15 protein-coding genes and 1 pseudogene are annotated in these 13,911 nt (G+C 59.4%); 11 read left to right on the forward strand and 5 right to left on the reverse strand.

The window, feature by feature from the left end:
- Nucleotides 1-331: 331 nt before the first annotated feature.
- Nucleotides 332-1,441: an alcohol dehydrogenase catalytic domain-containing protein gene (locus ACSQ3F_RS22100; protein ID WP_436102395.1), complete on the forward strand. Its 1,110-nt coding sequence runs from the start codon at nucleotides 332-334 to the stop codon at nucleotides 1,439-1,441.
- Between the two features lie 163 nt (nucleotides 1,442-1,604).
- On the opposite strand, the pseudogene ACSQ3F_RS22105 reads toward ACSQ3F_RS22100, so the two are convergent.
- From ACSQ3F_RS22105 to ACSQ3F_RS22120, 4 genes and pseudogenes are all read right to left on the reverse strand, one after another.
- A pseudogene (locus ACSQ3F_RS22105) lies at nucleotides 1,605-2,057 on the reverse strand (thiol-disulfide oxidoreductase DCC family protein).
- An 85-nt stretch (nucleotides 2,058-2,142) separates the two neighbouring features.
- Nucleotides 2,143-2,457 (reverse strand): DUF3861 domain-containing protein, encoded by a 315-nt coding sequence (locus tag ACSQ3F_RS22110; protein WP_436102396.1) that lies wholly within the window; start codon nucleotides 2,455-2,457, stop codon nucleotides 2,143-2,145.
- 134 nt (nucleotides 2,458-2,591) lie between these two features.
- Nucleotides 2,592-3,167: an S-(hydroxymethyl)glutathione synthase gene (gene gfa / locus ACSQ3F_RS22115; RefSeq protein ID WP_436102397.1), complete on the reverse strand. Its 576-nt coding sequence runs from the start codon at nucleotides 3,165-3,167 to the stop codon at nucleotides 2,592-2,594.
- Between the two features lie 81 nt (nucleotides 3,168-3,248).
- Entirely contained in the window at nucleotides 3,249-4,361 is a 1,113-nt protein-coding gene (locus ACSQ3F_RS22120) for an S-(hydroxymethyl)glutathione dehydrogenase/class III alcohol dehydrogenase (protein WP_436102398.1), read from the reverse strand.
- A gap of 429 nt (nucleotides 4,362-4,790) precedes the next feature.
- Between ACSQ3F_RS22120 and ACSQ3F_RS22125 the strand changes: the two genes are divergently transcribed.
- From ACSQ3F_RS22125 to ACSQ3F_RS22135, 3 genes are all read left to right on the forward strand, one after another.
- The gene (locus tag ACSQ3F_RS22125; RefSeq protein ID WP_436102399.1) at nucleotides 4,791-5,732 is read left to right on the forward strand and encodes an ABC transporter substrate-binding protein; all 942 of its coding nucleotides are present in this window, start codon (nucleotides 4,791-4,793) and stop codon (nucleotides 5,730-5,732) included.
- Between the two features lie 12 nt (nucleotides 5,733-5,744).
- Nucleotides 5,745-6,101 (forward strand): DoxX family protein, encoded by a 357-nt coding sequence (locus ACSQ3F_RS22130; protein WP_436102400.1) that lies wholly within the window; start codon nucleotides 5,745-5,747, stop codon nucleotides 6,099-6,101.
- A 62-nt stretch (nucleotides 6,102-6,163) separates the two neighbouring features.
- The gene (locus ACSQ3F_RS22135) at nucleotides 6,164-6,769 is read left to right on the forward strand and encodes a TetR/AcrR family transcriptional regulator (protein ID WP_436102401.1); all 606 of its coding nucleotides are present in this window, start codon (nucleotides 6,164-6,166) and stop codon (nucleotides 6,767-6,769) included.
- Nucleotides 6,770-7,048: 279 nt separating this feature from the next.
- On the opposite strand, the gene ACSQ3F_RS22140 is transcribed toward ACSQ3F_RS22135, so the two are convergent.
- The gene (locus tag ACSQ3F_RS22140) at nucleotides 7,049-7,453 is read right to left on the reverse strand and encodes a DoxX family protein (RefSeq protein ID WP_436102402.1); all 405 of its coding nucleotides are present in this window, start codon (nucleotides 7,451-7,453) and stop codon (nucleotides 7,049-7,051) included.
- Between the two features lie 327 nt (nucleotides 7,454-7,780).
- Here ACSQ3F_RS22140 and ACSQ3F_RS22145 point away from each other — a divergent pair, with 327 nt between their 5' ends.
- From ACSQ3F_RS22145 to ACSQ3F_RS22175, 7 genes are all read left to right on the forward strand, one after another.
- The gene (locus ACSQ3F_RS22145) at nucleotides 7,781-8,578 is read left to right on the forward strand and encodes an ABC transporter ATP-binding protein (RefSeq protein ID WP_436102403.1); all 798 of its coding nucleotides are present in this window, start codon (nucleotides 7,781-7,783) and stop codon (nucleotides 8,576-8,578) included.
- Nucleotides 8,575-9,285 (forward strand): ABC transporter ATP-binding protein, encoded by a 711-nt coding sequence (locus ACSQ3F_RS22150; protein ID WP_436102404.1) that lies wholly within the window; start codon nucleotides 8,575-8,577, stop codon nucleotides 9,283-9,285. The genes ACSQ3F_RS22145 and ACSQ3F_RS22150 overlap by 4 nt, the downstream gene beginning before the upstream one ends.
- Before the next feature lies 1 nt (nucleotide 9,286).
- Nucleotides 9,287-10,168 (forward strand): branched-chain amino acid ABC transporter permease, encoded by an 882-nt coding sequence (locus ACSQ3F_RS22155; RefSeq protein WP_436102405.1) that lies wholly within the window; start codon nucleotides 9,287-9,289, stop codon nucleotides 10,166-10,168.
- Nucleotides 10,165-11,178: a branched-chain amino acid ABC transporter permease gene (locus ACSQ3F_RS22160; protein WP_436102406.1), complete on the forward strand. Its 1,014-nt coding sequence runs from the start codon at nucleotides 10,165-10,167 to the stop codon at nucleotides 11,176-11,178. Before ACSQ3F_RS22155 ends, ACSQ3F_RS22160 begins: the two co-directional genes overlap by 4 nt.
- 1 nt (nucleotide 11,179) lies before the next feature.
- Nucleotides 11,180-12,415: an ABC transporter substrate-binding protein gene (locus ACSQ3F_RS22165; protein ID WP_436102407.1), complete on the forward strand. Its 1,236-nt coding sequence runs from the start codon at nucleotides 11,180-11,182 to the stop codon at nucleotides 12,413-12,415.
- Between the two features lie 234 nt (nucleotides 12,416-12,649).
- Nucleotides 12,650-13,324 carry a 4-carboxy-4-hydroxy-2-oxoadipate aldolase/oxaloacetate decarboxylase gene (locus tag ACSQ3F_RS22170; protein ID WP_436102408.1) on the forward strand — a complete coding sequence of 225 codons (675 nt, stop codon included), beginning with the start codon at nucleotides 12,650-12,652 and terminating at the stop codon, nucleotides 13,322-13,324.
- Complete coding sequence (locus tag ACSQ3F_RS22175; RefSeq protein ID WP_436102409.1) at nucleotides 13,314-13,871, forward strand: cupin domain-containing protein; 558 nt, start codon at nucleotides 13,314-13,316, stop codon at nucleotides 13,869-13,871. Before ACSQ3F_RS22170 ends, ACSQ3F_RS22175 begins: the two co-directional genes overlap by 11 nt.
- The last annotated feature ends 40 nt before the right edge of the window (nucleotides 13,872-13,911 follow it).

Below are 13,911 nucleotides of genomic sequence, written 5' to 3' on the forward strand. Positions count from 1 at the left end.
CTTCCTCCCATTCAGAACATCAAGACGGCAGTGCTGATTAAGCTCTGTTCCTCTCGCCTCGGTTATTTCTCTGCTTGTCGAACCGGAAACGCCCGGGTCGACAAAGTCTGATTTCGCATACTGCATCGTTTTCAGATACCGTACGTATCTTGAAATGAATCAACTGTCAATCAGCGGTGGGATTCCAGGCGAAATGCACGGTGGGTCCATTCGAAGGCCAAACCTCCAGTTCTTTCGGCAAGCAGCTGTCCTATGGTGCGACGGCCTTGCAAATCCGGATACCACGTGGTATTAGAAAACTATTGGTATCTATTATGACCGGGAGGAAATCATGACGCAGACGATGCGTGCCGCGCGCTTGCACGCGGTTGGCGAGCCTATGAAAATTGAACAAGTCGCAAGACCACTGGTCTCCGGCAGTGATGTCGTGGTCCAAGTCAAAGCCTGCGGAATGGTGCCCAATCTCGGCAATGTCCTTGCGAACTGGGAGACGTGGTATCCCCAGATGCCTCTGCCGCCGCGGCCTGCAATCCACGGCCTCGACCCTTCAGGGGTCGTTCACCAGGTCGGCGAACAGGTCGTGGGCCTCAAGCCTGGGGACCGGGTCTATGTCAATCCCGGCCGTTTCTGTGGAGCCTGCCACGCCTGCTCGTCGGGCCATCCGCAGGCCTGCCAGCATTGGACGCTCGGCGGCTACTTCGGCTACAATCCGAAGAGCCTGGAGATGTTCAAACGTTATCCGTACGGCGGCTTTTGCGAATACATGCTGGCGCCGCAAGCACAGGTCGTCAAAATTCCCGACAACATGTCTTTTGTGCAAGGATCGCGCATGGGCTATCTCGGCACGTCTTACGCCGCCTTGAAGAAATGCGGCCCATTGATGGGACGCTCGCTGATCATCAACGGCGCGACCGGAACCCTTGGGGTCGGAGCGACACTCTTTGCGCTCGCCATGGGGGTCGGCAAGATTTACGCAGTCGCGCGCGGCGACGAGTTGCTCGCCCGCCTGAAAGCGCTTGCTCCAAACAGGATCGAAACCTTCTCGAACCGGGCCGGCTCTACCGCCGACTTCGTTAAGTCCCAGACAGGCGGCGTCGGTGCTGATCTGATGCTCGACACGCTTGGCGCCAAGGCACCGCTGGAGTCCATGCTCGACGCAATGAAGGGGGTTCGGCGTGGTGGCCGCATCATCAATATCGGTGGCACCGCGGGCGATCTGCCTGTCGATGTCAAATGGTGGATGGACGAACAGATGGAACTGATCGGCTCGGTCTGGTTCACCGCGGCCGAGGGCATGGAAATCGCCGCCATGGTCGAAGGCAATGTCGTCGACCTTTCGGTCATGGAGCCGATGGTCTGGCCGCTGGAAGACATCAATGAAGCGATTTCCGGCGTGACAAAGGGCGACGGCGGCTTCACCTACTACGCCGTTACGCTCTAGCCGACAGGCGAAGCGGGCACCAGAACGGCTGCGATTAAACGCGGGCCTGGCCTACTATTCAGGGGGAGGGCAGGCCCGTCCTGCTCTGTCCTCCAGCGGGACATTGCCGGTCGATGACGCGAAAGCCGAGGCCCGCCAATACGCGGGCGCATTATAGAATGTCTTACAGGATGAATCGGTCTCTTTCTTCCGGCTTTGGAATGAAGCAGGCGGCCGTTCTCCCGGCGAGCCTGTAGCGATTGCGCGCGACGAATTCTTAGAGCCTGTCCACCCACTTTCTCGGGATGAGACGAAGAACGCGGCAGATCGTCCAGGGAAATCCGGGGCCGGCCACCAACCGAATGGTGCCTTCCGCGCGCAGGTAAGCACGACCGTCCTGGAGAAACAGGTTGGTCTTGTAGTCTCGGTCGTCGAGTCCATAGTGCTGATACAGCGCCGAACCGACTTCCGATTGCGCGGTCATGAAGCGATACTTGCCACTCTTATCGTGCTTCAGCGCAAATTTGACCCAGCCAGAACAGAAGACGCATTGGCCGTCGAAGACGAAGATTGGCCCTTCATCCGAAAAGGAGGGGACCGCCTTATCCTTCCTGTAGCTGTATTGCTCCTTGCTCAACATGGACTGATTTTCCACTGTGACCGCTCAGCCGGCCGTATCCGGCGTGCGCCGTCGAAACGTACTCGGGATCATTGGTAGACGCCTAATCGGTCCGCTCGGTCGTTGGCATGTTTTTCAATCCAGCTATGAAAGCATGGAACCCAGCTCGGAGCGGATTGAAGAGCGGATTGTGTTTTTCCTTTAGCATGACCTCGCCGAGTAGCTTGGTGCCGACCGCCACGGCCGTCGCCGCATCCGGCGCAAGGCCTGAATTGCCGCGCATGCGTTCCACTATCGCGATGATGTCATCATGATTGTTATGTTCGAAGGTCACAGAGGCGGGCTTGTCGGCAGCATGACCATTGCGTCCGCGAACCAGCCTCACTGATACTTCATAGGTGTAGACCGAAGAAGCCATTGATCTTACCCCATGGGTTTGTTGCCGTTACGAATGGAAAGGGTGCTTTTGGAGCATGCTATCACCGATCGCGCCTATCACCCTGCAACCGGTCGGCGTGGCGCCGACCGGTCAGTGAGTTGATCCGCCCTTGATCAGTTGTTGGGTTTGACGTTTCTCTGGGCCGTCCAAGACGCGATATAGTCCATCAGTCCCGGTGACAGGCAGTCGTATGGGGGAAGTCCCAAATCATTGAGACGTTGACGGACCCCATCCATCATTTCCGGCTCGACGCCGGCTTCGATGACGGAGGAGACGAAGGCTGCAAAACCGGGCTCCTGCCATCCGCTCTCCTGGAAGCGTTCGGGGTGGATGAAATCAAGGCCCTGGAAGGGGTGATCCCGCTCTACCGGCCCATACATATGCACGCCGCATTCCGTGCAGGCGTGCCGCTGGATCAGCGCCGACGGGTCGACCACCGCCAGCTTGTCGCCGTTTTCCAGCACGCTCACCTTGTCGTGGGGTGCGACCGCGACCATGGAAAAGACCGCACCTTCCGGCTTCCAGCATTTGGTACAGCCGCAGGCGTGGTTATGGGCGATGGCGCCCTCGACCCTGATTTTGACGGGGCGTTCGGTGCAGGCGCATATAAGCACGCCACCTGAAAAATCTGCCGTGCTCTTGGATACGCCTTTGTCGAGCAGGGGATGTATCGAGATCGAACTTGTCATGGGTTCCTCGCTGTGCCGGCCTGTGACGTGGATCCGGGCGCCGGCTCGCACCGTGTCGCGTTTTGGGGGGCAGTCTCTTTCTCAGAAGACGACGACGGATCGGATCGATTTGCCCTCATGCATCAGGTCGAAGGCGGTATTGATCTCCTCCAGCGGCATGGTGTGGGTGATGAGATCATCGATGTTGATCTTGCCTTCCATGTACCAGTCGACGATTTTGGGAACGTCGGTGCGTCCGCGCGCACCCCCGAAGGCGCTGCCTTTCCATACGCGCCCGGTCACCAGCTGGAATGGTCTTGTCGATATCTCCTTGCCGGCTTCCGCGACACCGATCACGATCGATTCACCCCAGCCGCGATGACAGCATTCGAGTGCCTGGCGCATGACGGTTGTGTTGCCGGTGGCATCGAAGGAGAAATCGACACCTCCGCCGGTCAGATCCTGGATCGCCTGCACAACCTTGTCGGAGCCGACGTCCCGCGGATTGATGAAGTCCGTCATGCCAAATTTGCGGGCCATCTCGGTCTTCGCTGGATTGAGGTCCACGCCGATGATGCGGTCTGCGCCGACCATGCGGGCGCCCTGGATCACATTGAGACCGATGCCGCCAAGGCCGAAGACGGCAACGGTTGCGCCCGGCCAGACTTTTGCAGTGTAAATCACCGCTCCTATGCCCGTCGTGACGCCGCAGCCGATGTAGCAGATCTTGTCGAAGGGCGCGTCTTCGCGAATCTTGGCGACCGCGATCTCCGGCAGCACTGTGAAATTCGAGAAGGTCGAGCAGCCCATATAGTGGAAGATTTCTCCACCGTCGCAGGAGAAGCGTGTGGTCTTGTCCGGCATCAGCCCCAGCCCCTGCGTCCCTCGGATTGACGTGCAGAGGTTGGATCGCCGGGAAAGACAGGTTTTGCACTCCCGGCATTCCGGCGTGTAGAGCGGAATGACGTGATCCCCAACGCGGAGCGAGGCCACGCCCGGTCCTACCTCACGAACGATGCCGGCGCCCTCATGGCCGAGGATTGCCGGGAACTTGCCTTCGGAATCGAGACCGGAAAGCGTATAGGCGTCTGTATGGCAGACCCCCGTCGCCATGATTTCGATGAGGACTTCGCCCGCCTTCGGGCCGCCGATATCGATCGTTTCGATAGTGAGAGGTTTGTTGGCCGCCCAGGCGACCGCAGCGCGAGATTTCATGTGTATTCCTCGGTCGCGAAGCGCGCATGCCGCGCGTTCGTTGCAATGAAAAAGGGACCTTCGTGTCTGACGGCCCGGAACTGTGTGTCGGGCTGCTGGAAACGGTCAGTTTGCCAGCACGATGGCCGCGATTGGGCATCATGCCGCGGGCTATCCCCTAGACGACCGCCCTGTCATTGGCTGTCCAACGGCGTGCAGCCGCACCGCGCATCGATTCGGTCATGGTGTTTCTCCCTATTTCCTCCACCCGGCAAACCGGGCTCCGTTTCCACTTGACGTACTTGTTAGTCTGTAGATACTAAACGGTATCTGAGATTGCAAGGCAAATCTTGGAGCAAGTTTGGCCCTGGCTTGATCAGAGACAGAAACGCCGGCGCGGCTTCTGATTGACCTGGGGCGACACACCTATTGTGAAATCGGGAGGTGAAAATGTTTAATGTAACCGGTGGCCAAGAGGCGCAACGGAGTGAGTTGAAGGATATCGTTCTCGCAGGTGGTGCGCTCGGCCTCAATTGGCTGCACGTCCATCTAGCCGTTTCCGCGGGAATATTTGAAGCAAAGGGATTGCGCGTATCCCTGAAGAGGACTGGCAGCGTCGAAAAAGCGACAGCGGCGGTCAAAGCGGGGGAGGCCAATCTTGCGATCACGCCACCGGAGGGCGCCATCGCCGACAAGGTTGCCGGCGGCGCGTTGCGCATCCTGGCTGGAAACGTCAATCGCCTGCCGTTATCGCTGATCGCCAATCCCCGCTTCACTCGGATCGAGGACCTGAAGGGGAGGGTATTGGGGACATCCTCCTTGACCGAGGGCACGGCGATCTACACGCGCGAAATGCTCTCACGACACGGCCTCAACTATCCAGCGGATTACCAGCTCGTCGTGGTCGGCATGCATCCGGCGCGATGGAAAGCACTCCAGGAAGGAACCATTGACGCGGCAGTGTTGCCGCTCAACTTCGTCGGCAAGGATGCGGGATATACCAATCTCGGAGAGGTTAGCGATTATATTCCAGACATTGTGTACACCGCGATTGTCGGCGATCGCCGATGGGCGACCACACACCGCGAGCAGATCACGACACTGCTGGCCGGGCTGCGCGAAGCGACCGAATTCCTTTACGATTCCTCAAGTAACGCGCTGGCGCGATCGATCGTGATGGACGTCGCCCAGACCGATGAACACTACGGCCAACGCGCGCTCGACTACATGCGAGAGAAGCGCGTCCTTGCCCGGTTCCTGGAAGTTCCGTCCGCAGCGCGCGCAACAACGCTGGATCTGATAATCAAGGCGGGCCTCCTCGATGCCAGCAGGCGTGGTTTAGCGGCGACGACATTTGACGAGAGCTTCATCGAAGCCACGATCGCAGCATAGCCGGAGAAAAACATGGAATTCACACTTGAACCTATGAACATCCTGAGGGTGTTGTGCGGCATCTGGTTTATCCCGCATTGCCTCGGGAAAATCAGGCACGTCGGTCCGGCTTCCGCGACGTTTGCCAAAGCCGGGTTTCATCCGGGCCGCCTGTTTGTCATCGTGACGATCGTCGTGGAGTTGATTGCTGGAACAGGCCTGGTTTTGAATATCTTTCCTCGGTTTGCGGCCGGCATGGCGGTCGCAGTCCTGCTGGGGGCCAGCTACGCTGTGCTCAAAATCAACGGATTGAACTGGCGATGGCAGAAACAGGGACCCGAATTTATGGTGTTCTGGTCAGTAGCCTGTATCCTCTCCGTGCTTGATTGACGCACTATCATTTTCGGGATACGCGTGGTATCTGAGTGCTGTAGCAATCAAGGAGTGCAAAGTTGGTCCGACTGACACGCGAACAGAGCCAAGCGCGGACGAAAGCAAAGCTGCTAGCGTCTGCACGCGAAGTTGTTGCGCGCGACGGATACGAAGGCGCAACCGTCGAACGCATCGCCGAAGAGGCGGGGTTCAGCAAGGGAGCGTTCTATTCCAACTTCAATGGGAAGGAAGATATCTTCCTTTATCTGCTGGAAACGCATTCCGGTGAAGACGTGGTCGAACTGCAGCGCCTGCTGGGAGACATAAGCGATGGTCAGATGTTGATCGACACCCTCAGCAAGTGGGCACAAGACCGTTCAGCCGACCCAAGCTGGGGCATGCTTGCGCTGGAACTGTTTCGGCGTGCAAGACGCGACGCGACTTTTGGTGAGCGACACTCAAATCTGTTTCGCGCCCAGTGGGAGGGACTTGGAAAGATCCTCTTGCGTCTTTTTCCGGAAGGCAAGGCACCTGCCGAACCGGCGACGCTTGGTGGCATCGTATTCGAATTGACCTATGGTGCAGCATCCAGCTTCACAAACGGCCCGACTGTCGGTGAGCTGGTCAAGGTCGCGTTGAGCTCAATGTACAAGGCATATGGCCTGGGGCGCGAGACAGGTAGCTGATGCGCCGCGGTCGGGCGCCGACCGCTCCGATCGGCGCCCACATGCGAGGGTGCGAAGTTGCGCTCCACCTTCGACCACATGCACGACAGGTCTTGTGCCTGCTCATTGGCATTGTTGAGTTTCGCCTCCATGGAAAGCCAATGGCATTCCAGCTCAATCCTGTCGTGCCGGTACCAGTCGATGAACATTAGGCTGGCAGCGCGCGACAAGTTCTTCCACTCGCCGCTCCCTGGACAGATTCCGACGGGCCTGCGCGTGGCGGCCCGCCAGACAAAAGCACTACGCCTTTAAGGTGGGGCGAAGCGCATGAGCTCCGTCGCCGCCCAAGGCGACGGCGACGAGGCCAACGACCCAGAATGCAGGAAACTCCCATCCGCCATTCGGATTGGTGAAGAAAAAGCCGGCCGCAGCGTGCACGGTGAAGATGGCTCCAAGCAGCACGGGAATAAGCGCTACGGCAGCGATGCGTGCGAAGAAGCCTGCGATCAGCGCAACGCCCCCCGCAAGTTCGACAGCTATTGTCAAATAGGCAAGTACCGGGGGGAGCCCAAGACTCCCAAAGAACTGAGCCGTTCCGGCCGGCGTGAACACGAAGATCTTAAGACCCACATGTGCGAGGAACAAAATGCCGAGCGCGACGCGCAGGACGAGGATGGCATAGGGGGCAGTGCGCAGGTCAATCAACGTAGTCTCCTATTGGCGTTGTGGCGAGGCCTCGGCCTGTCGCCAGGCATTCGATAACGCGGTGTCGTCCGTCCAAAGGGCCGGAAACTCATCACGCTGAAGCGCTAGCCCAAGGTCGGGACTTTCCGCTCCGTGCGTCGAAGAAGCGTGTACGTCGACACCACAATTCTTTTGACTCTCTAAAGTAACCGTTGACATACCACAGAGACTTCAGATACTTTACGGTATCTTGAGGAATAAGAGCTGTCAATCGCGTTTTGAGGAGAGCGAAACGCGACGAGGAGAGATGGCTCAGACAAGCAGTTCCAACGCGAGGGAGGAGAGACTATGGCTGTGGTTGCGCCGGCTGCCGAGGAGGGCCGCCCAGTGCTTTCGGTCGAAAACGTCGATGTCCGCTTCGGTGGCATTCAGGCACTAAAAGGCGTCTCGCTCAATGTGCGTATGGGCGAGATTTGCGGGCTGATCGGCCCCAACGGCGCGGGTAAGACGACGCTTTTCAACTGCATTACGCGGCTGAGCACCGTGACCGCCGGTACCATCCGTCTTCATGGGCAAACGATCGAAACCCTGCCACCCCGCCAAATCATCCGCATGGGAATTGCGCGGACATTCCAGAACCTCGGCATCTATGCCGGCATGACCGTGCTCGAGAATGTCATGCTTGGCGCCCATCACCTTAGTGGAGGACGCTTTGTCGACGCTTTGATGCGCCCCGGGCGATCCCGCCAACGGGAGCAGGAGATCGAGCATCGCTGCAGGGATATCCTTGCCGATCTCGGACTGGAGGACGTTGCCGACGTAGCAGCCGGGTCTTTGCCCTATGCGACGCAGAAGCGCATGGAGATCGCCCGCGCCCTGGCGTCGCGGCCGGCGCTCCTGCTGCTTGACGAACCCGCCGGCGGTCTCACCCATGGGGAGGTGACGGAGTTCGGCACCTTGGTCTCACGGGTGCGCGAAGCCTATGGCATGACTGTCGTCCTGATCGAACATCACATGGGCCTTGTCATGAGCCTGTGCGACCGGGTCGAGGTCTTTCATCTCGGCCAGAACCTGGCGAGCGGCAGGCCCGAAGAGGTGAGAGCCAACCCGGCGGTCATCGACGCCTATCTCGGGAGGTCCAGATGAATATTCTCACCGTCAAGGATCTGTCTGCGGGATATGGCACGACCGATGTTATTCACAAGGTGAATTTTTCCGTCGAGCAAGGCTCGATCGTAGCCCTCCTTGGCGCCAACGGTGCAGGCAAAACGACGATCCTGCGCTCTCTCTCGGGGCTACTTCCGTCGCGAGGTGTTGTTGAATTCGACGGAACGGATTTGCGCCATTGCAGTCCGGCGCGACGGGTCGAGATGGGTCTGGCGCACATACCGCAAGGACGCGGCACATTCGGTGACCTTTCCGTCGAGGAAAATCTGGCCGCGGGTGCCTTTACGGTCCGCGACAAAAAGCAGATCGCCGAAGACATGGAACGTTGGTACTCGGCATTTCCGCGGCTCGCCGAACGTCGGCGGCAGCAGGCGGGAAGTCTCAGCGGCGGCGAACAGCAGATGCTGGCACTCGCCCGGGCGCTGATGTCCCGCCCGAAGCTCCTGATGTGCGACGAACCGTCCCTTGGACTGGCGCCGGCGATCACCGAGCAGATCTTCGAGATATTCAAGTCGCTCAATCACGAGCATGGCATGACGCTTCTTGTCGTCGAGCAGAACGCCGACCTCACGCTTCAATTCGCGCACACCGCCTATGTCATGGAGGCCGGGCAAATCACGGTCAGCGGCACGGCAAGCGAACTGTTGAGCAATGAGGCGGTCCAGCAATCCTACCTGGGAGCCTGACATGGTGCTCTTTTTCCAACTGCTGATCGACGGCCTTGCTTCCGGCGCCATCTATGCGTCCCTCGCCCTTGCCCTCGTTCTGATCTTCCGCGCGACGCGCATCGTCAACTTTGGCCAAGGCGAGATGGCCACGCTGTCGGCCTATTGCGCCTGGCAACTCTGCGAATGGGGCGTGCCGATAGCGCTGTCGTTTCTTATCGTCGGGGCTGCGTCGTTCATGCTTGGTGTTTTCGTTTTCCGTGCCGTCATCAAGCCAGTTTCGAAGGCATCGACCGAAACCGTCGTCGTCGTTACGCTCGGATTGTTCGTGTTTTTTCAGGCGCTATGTCTGTGGCTTTGGGGTGCCGACCAACGTGCCTTCCCGGCAATGTTTCCGAGCATCGGTTGGGATATTCTGGGTGTTCGTGTAACCGCAAGCGCCCTTGGCATCCTGCTCGTACTGCTGTGCCTTGCCGCGACCATGGGTGCAATTTTCCGGTTTACCCGTCTCGGGCTTGCGATGCGGGCCTCTGCCTATAGCAGCGAGAAGAGCCTGCTTGTCGGCATCAGGGTTGAGCGAATGCTGATGCTCGGATGGGGTTTTGCCGCCACAATCGGATTCATCGCAGCTGCCCTCGTTGGCCCGCGTCTTTTCCTCAGCCCGACGATGATGATGCCGATCCTGCTCTATGCTCTGGCCTCGGCAACGCTGGGCGGTTGGGATAGCCCGCTCGGAGCACTGGTCGGCGGACTGATCGTCGGTGTGGCCGAAAGCCTCGGTGCGACCTTCCTTCCCTTCATCGGCGCGGATCTGCGCGTCGTCATTCCGATCGCCGTGACGCTGGTCATTCTGCTCGTCCGGCCCGTCGGTCTCTTCGGTTCCAGCAAGGTGGTGAAAGTATGAACGGCGTCCGAATGTTCCAATCCGCTCCCGCAGTGCTGGTCGCTGGCGTGGCGCTCTGTCTGCCGCTTCTTGCGCCGGACTTCATGCTGTTCGAGTTCAGCATCGCTGTTTCCTATGGCATCGCAATCCTCGGCTTGAACCTGCTTCTGGGTTTCAGCGGTCAGATCTGTCTTGCTCAGGGTGCGCTCTTCGGGATCGGCGCCTATACGACGGCAATCCTCAATGTGAACTTCGGCATGGATCCCATCGTGACCCTGCCGTTTGCGGCAATCGTTACCAGCCTCATCGGTGTTCTGATCGGTCTGCCGGCGCTGCGGCTACAAGGACTGCAGCTTGCGATCGTCACATTCGGCGTGGCGAGCGCCTTTCCGCAACTGTTGTTGAAGATAGACGGGGTGACTGGTGGCGTTACCGGGCTTGCGATCGATCAGCCGATGGCTCCGCGCTGGTTTCCAGGCAGCCAGGAATTATGGCTTTACGGTCTTTCACTGATCTGCGCTGCTCTCTCGGTCTTCATGCTGAGCCGCGTGCTGCGCGGCGACACGGGCCGTCTGCTGCGGGCGTTACGCGACAATCCGCTGATCGCTGAATCGCTCGGCGTCAACCTGACCAAGGGCCGACTGGCGGCTTTCGCCGCGAGCTCAGCTTTGGCGGGTCTCGGCGGCGGCCTCTTCTGCATCCTGAACGGCTTTATCAGTCCGCAATCGTTCCTGCCGATGAAATCGATCGACATCCTGATCGGCGGCATCGTCGGCGGTGTCACCAGCATGGCCGGGGCCTTTATCGGCGCTGTTTTCATCGTCTTCGTGCCGGGTTGGACAACGGACATCAATCCTGCGCTCGGGGGCTTGATCTATGGTCTCTGCCTGATCGCCATGATGATGGTCGCGCGGCAAGGCATAGCCGGGATTCCGATTGGCCGTGGCCTGCAGGCTTTGAAGCACTTCTTCAACAAAAAGGATTTGTCACGTGTTTCGGGCGTCGTGCCCGGGCAATTGGGAGGAGAATGACATGCAATTACTGACTTCATCGTGGACGTCGCTTGCACTGCGGGCGCTCACACTGGCGGTGTTTGTCGCCGGACCCTTGCACGCACAAGAGCCTTCGCCGGGGATTACGGATGACACCGTGAAGATCGGCATATCGGGGCCGCTGACCGGTCCGGTGGCCGCACTCGGCGCGATCGCCGAAGGTGTCAGGACAAGGATAGATCCGATCAATGCCGCCGGCGGCATCAAGATGGCCGATGGCAAAACGCGCAAGATCGAGCTCGTCGTGGAGGACGACGGCCTGGACCCGCAGCGCACCCTTATCAATGTGCGAAAGCTCGTCGAGAGGGAAGAGGTTCTTGCTGTCGTCGCAACCGCGGGCACGCCGAACAACCAGGCCATCGGGCGCTACATCACGCAGCGCAGCGTCCCCAACCTGTTCATGTATTCGGGCGTTCATGAACTCGCTGGGCCAGAATGGGAGATCGGCTTTGTGCCGTCCTTCACAACGGAGGCTGCGACCTTCGCGAAATATATCCTGGACAACAAGCCTCAGGCGAAGATCGCCCTTCTCTACCTCAACACGGAAACAGGGCAGACATTTCAAGCGGCATTGGAGAGTGCGTTAAGCGGCTCTGTCGCCACGATCGTTGCGTCTCAACCCGTGACATCGGCCGATCCTACGGTCGAAACACAGCTTTCGACGCTGAAGGCTTCCGGCGCCGATACGCTTGTCGTGATAGCCGGTCCCAAACAAGGGGCGGAAGCCGTGCGCTTTGCCACCGAAAGCGGTTGGAAGCCGACGGCGCTCGTCTCGAACATCGCAGCATCGATCGCTTCACTGAAACCGGCGGGCCTCGAAAATGCCAAAGGGGTCATTACCAGCCAGTTTCTGAAGCAGGTCAATGCCTCGGCGCCCGGCGATGACGGTGTGAAACGCTATCTGGCCGATCACGCGGCCGCGCAGTCGAAATTCTCTACTGATGACGCGCTGGGTCAGGCCGGTTATGCAATCGGCGATGGGCTGGTAAAGGTGCTCGAATCGATGAAGGCGCCGACGCGCGACGCGATGATGGAGGCTGCGCGCAACCTCGATCACGCACAGCTGGATTTGCTGCTGCCCGGCATCACCTTGACGACGAAAAGCGGCGAGGACGTCTACCCGATCGAATCGCTTCAGCTCTTCCAGTTCGACGGGGCGGCCTATCAACCAATGGGTGATGTCATTTCGTTCGAAGGCAAGACACCCAAGCAATGATCGAAAAAAGAACCTGTGGTGTTCGAAAGGGGGCAAGCTGCCCCCTTTTTCGTGTCGGCTGGTGTCGCGGCAGATCGAGGCGCTGATTCAACACCGCGATGCAAATTCATAGTTGACATTCTCGTTAGAATTCGGATACTAGCGGTATCTTGAAGTGAAGCCGGAGGAAGCTTCCTGATCAGTGGACGCCGGTTTTGACGCCGCGCCACGCGATGGAAGTTACGGGAGGAAAACATGGCGAAGGTAGTTAGAAACGTGGCGCGGACAGAGGACGCCATTGTTCGTGGTCTTGGCGAGCTGGGTGTCGCGACGGTTCATGAGGCGCAAGGGCGAAAAGGGCTGCTGGCCTCCTCGCTGCGCCCGATCTATCGCCCCGTGAAGATTGCCGGCAACGCGCTGACCTGCGAGGTCACCCCGGGGGATAACTGGATGATCCACGTGGCGCTCGAGCAAGCCCACCCAGGTGATATTCTCGTCGTTTCGCCGACCTCACCTTGCGACGACGGCTATTTCGGTGATCTGCTTGCGACGTCCGCAATAGCGCGCGGCATTCGCGGCCTGGTCATCGACGCAGGCGTTCGCGATATCGCCACTCTGACCGAAATGGGATTTCCCGTATGGTCCAAGACGGTTTCCGCGCAAGGGACCGTCAAGGAGACCCTGGCAAACGTACAGGTTCCGATTGTTTGCGCCGGATGTCTCGTCCGGCCGGGCGATGTGATCGTCGCGGACGATGATGGTGTCTGCGTTGTGCCGGCGGAGAGCGCCGCGGATGTCTTGGCGAAGGCGCGTGACCGGGAGCGGATGGAGGAGGAGAAGCGCCAGCGCTATGCGGCCGGCGAACTCAGTCTCGACGTGAACAATATGCGCCCCAAACTGCTGCAGGAGGGGCTTGTTTATGTCGACTGATATCAGCACCAGAGTGCCACGTCGCGTGGTCACAGGTATCCGTGCCGGCAAGTCCGTCTTCGTCAGCGACGGCGCGGTCCCGAACGCCCATCTACATCAGTCCATCCCCGGCTTCATGACGTCTGTCTGCTGGGCGACGCCCTCGCAGTTCAGTCTTCCGTTTGATGCGACGGATCCGTCTTTTCCTGGAATCAGCATACCGCCTGCTTCGGGCGAGACACGGTTGATGATCGTGCGCTTTCCGCCGGAGTCCGTCATGGCCGATCCGTCCTTCGACCCGATCGCCGCCGACGCCGAGCAGCGCCAACATCTGCCTGGGCTTGCCGAGCTCTTCGAGCGCGAGGCACCCGGTATGCACACGACGGACACGGTCGACTACGACATCGTGCTCGAAGGTGACATCTGGCTGGAGCTAGACGATGGCGCGGAGGTTCATCTTCGGCAGGGGGATGTCGCCATTCAGTGCGGTACCCGTCATGCCTGGCGCAACAAGAGCACGTCGCCGGCTACCATGGCTTTTATCCTGATAGGCGCGACGCGGCCCTGAAGCAAGCGCCGGCGATCAAACCCGGATCAAACCTGATTAA

Source organism: Pararhizobium sp. LjRoot238 (genome assembly GCF_964252955.1).
In the GTDB taxonomy this organism is placed as follows: domain Bacteria; phylum Pseudomonadota; class Alphaproteobacteria; order Rhizobiales; family Rhizobiaceae; genus Pararhizobium.

Bases quoted from the DNA above. Each gene is read 5' to 3' on its own strand.
- ACSQ3F_RS22100 (WP_436102395.1), top strand. From the start codon at position 332: ATGACGCAGACGATGCGTGCCGCGCGCTTGCACGCGGTTGGCGAGCCT.
- ACSQ3F_RS22110 (WP_436102396.1), bottom strand. From the start codon at position 2,457: ATGGCTTCTTCGGTCTACACCTATGAAGTATCAGTGAGGCTGGTTCGC.
- gfa (WP_436102397.1), bottom strand. From the start codon at position 3,167: ATGACAAGTTCGATCTCGATACATCCCCTGCTCGACAAAGGCGTATCC.
- ACSQ3F_RS22120 (WP_436102398.1), bottom strand. From the start codon at position 4,361: ATGAAATCTCGCGCTGCGGTCGCCTGGGCGGCCAACAAACCTCTCACT.
- ACSQ3F_RS22125 (WP_436102399.1), top strand. From the start codon at position 4,791: ATGTTTAATGTAACCGGTGGCCAAGAGGCGCAACGGAGTGAGTTGAAG.
- ACSQ3F_RS22130 (WP_436102400.1), top strand. From the start codon at position 5,745: ATGGAATTCACACTTGAACCTATGAACATCCTGAGGGTGTTGTGCGGC.
- ACSQ3F_RS22145 (WP_436102403.1), top strand. From the start codon at position 7,781: ATGGCTGTGGTTGCGCCGGCTGCCGAGGAGGGCCGCCCAGTGCTTTCG.
- ACSQ3F_RS22150 (WP_436102404.1), top strand. From the start codon at position 8,575: ATGAATATTCTCACCGTCAAGGATCTGTCTGCGGGATATGGCACGACC.
- ACSQ3F_RS22155 (WP_436102405.1), top strand. From the start codon at position 9,287: ATGGTGCTCTTTTTCCAACTGCTGATCGACGGCCTTGCTTCCGGCGCC.
- ACSQ3F_RS22160 (WP_436102406.1), top strand. From the start codon at position 10,165: ATGAACGGCGTCCGAATGTTCCAATCCGCTCCCGCAGTGCTGGTCGCT.
- ACSQ3F_RS22165 (WP_436102407.1), top strand. From the start codon at position 11,180: ATGCAATTACTGACTTCATCGTGGACGTCGCTTGCACTGCGGGCGCTC.
- ACSQ3F_RS22170 (WP_436102408.1), top strand. From the start codon at position 12,650: ATGGCGAAGGTAGTTAGAAACGTGGCGCGGACAGAGGACGCCATTGTT.
- ACSQ3F_RS22175 (WP_436102409.1), top strand. From the start codon at position 13,314: ATGTCGACTGATATCAGCACCAGAGTGCCACGTCGCGTGGTCACAGGT.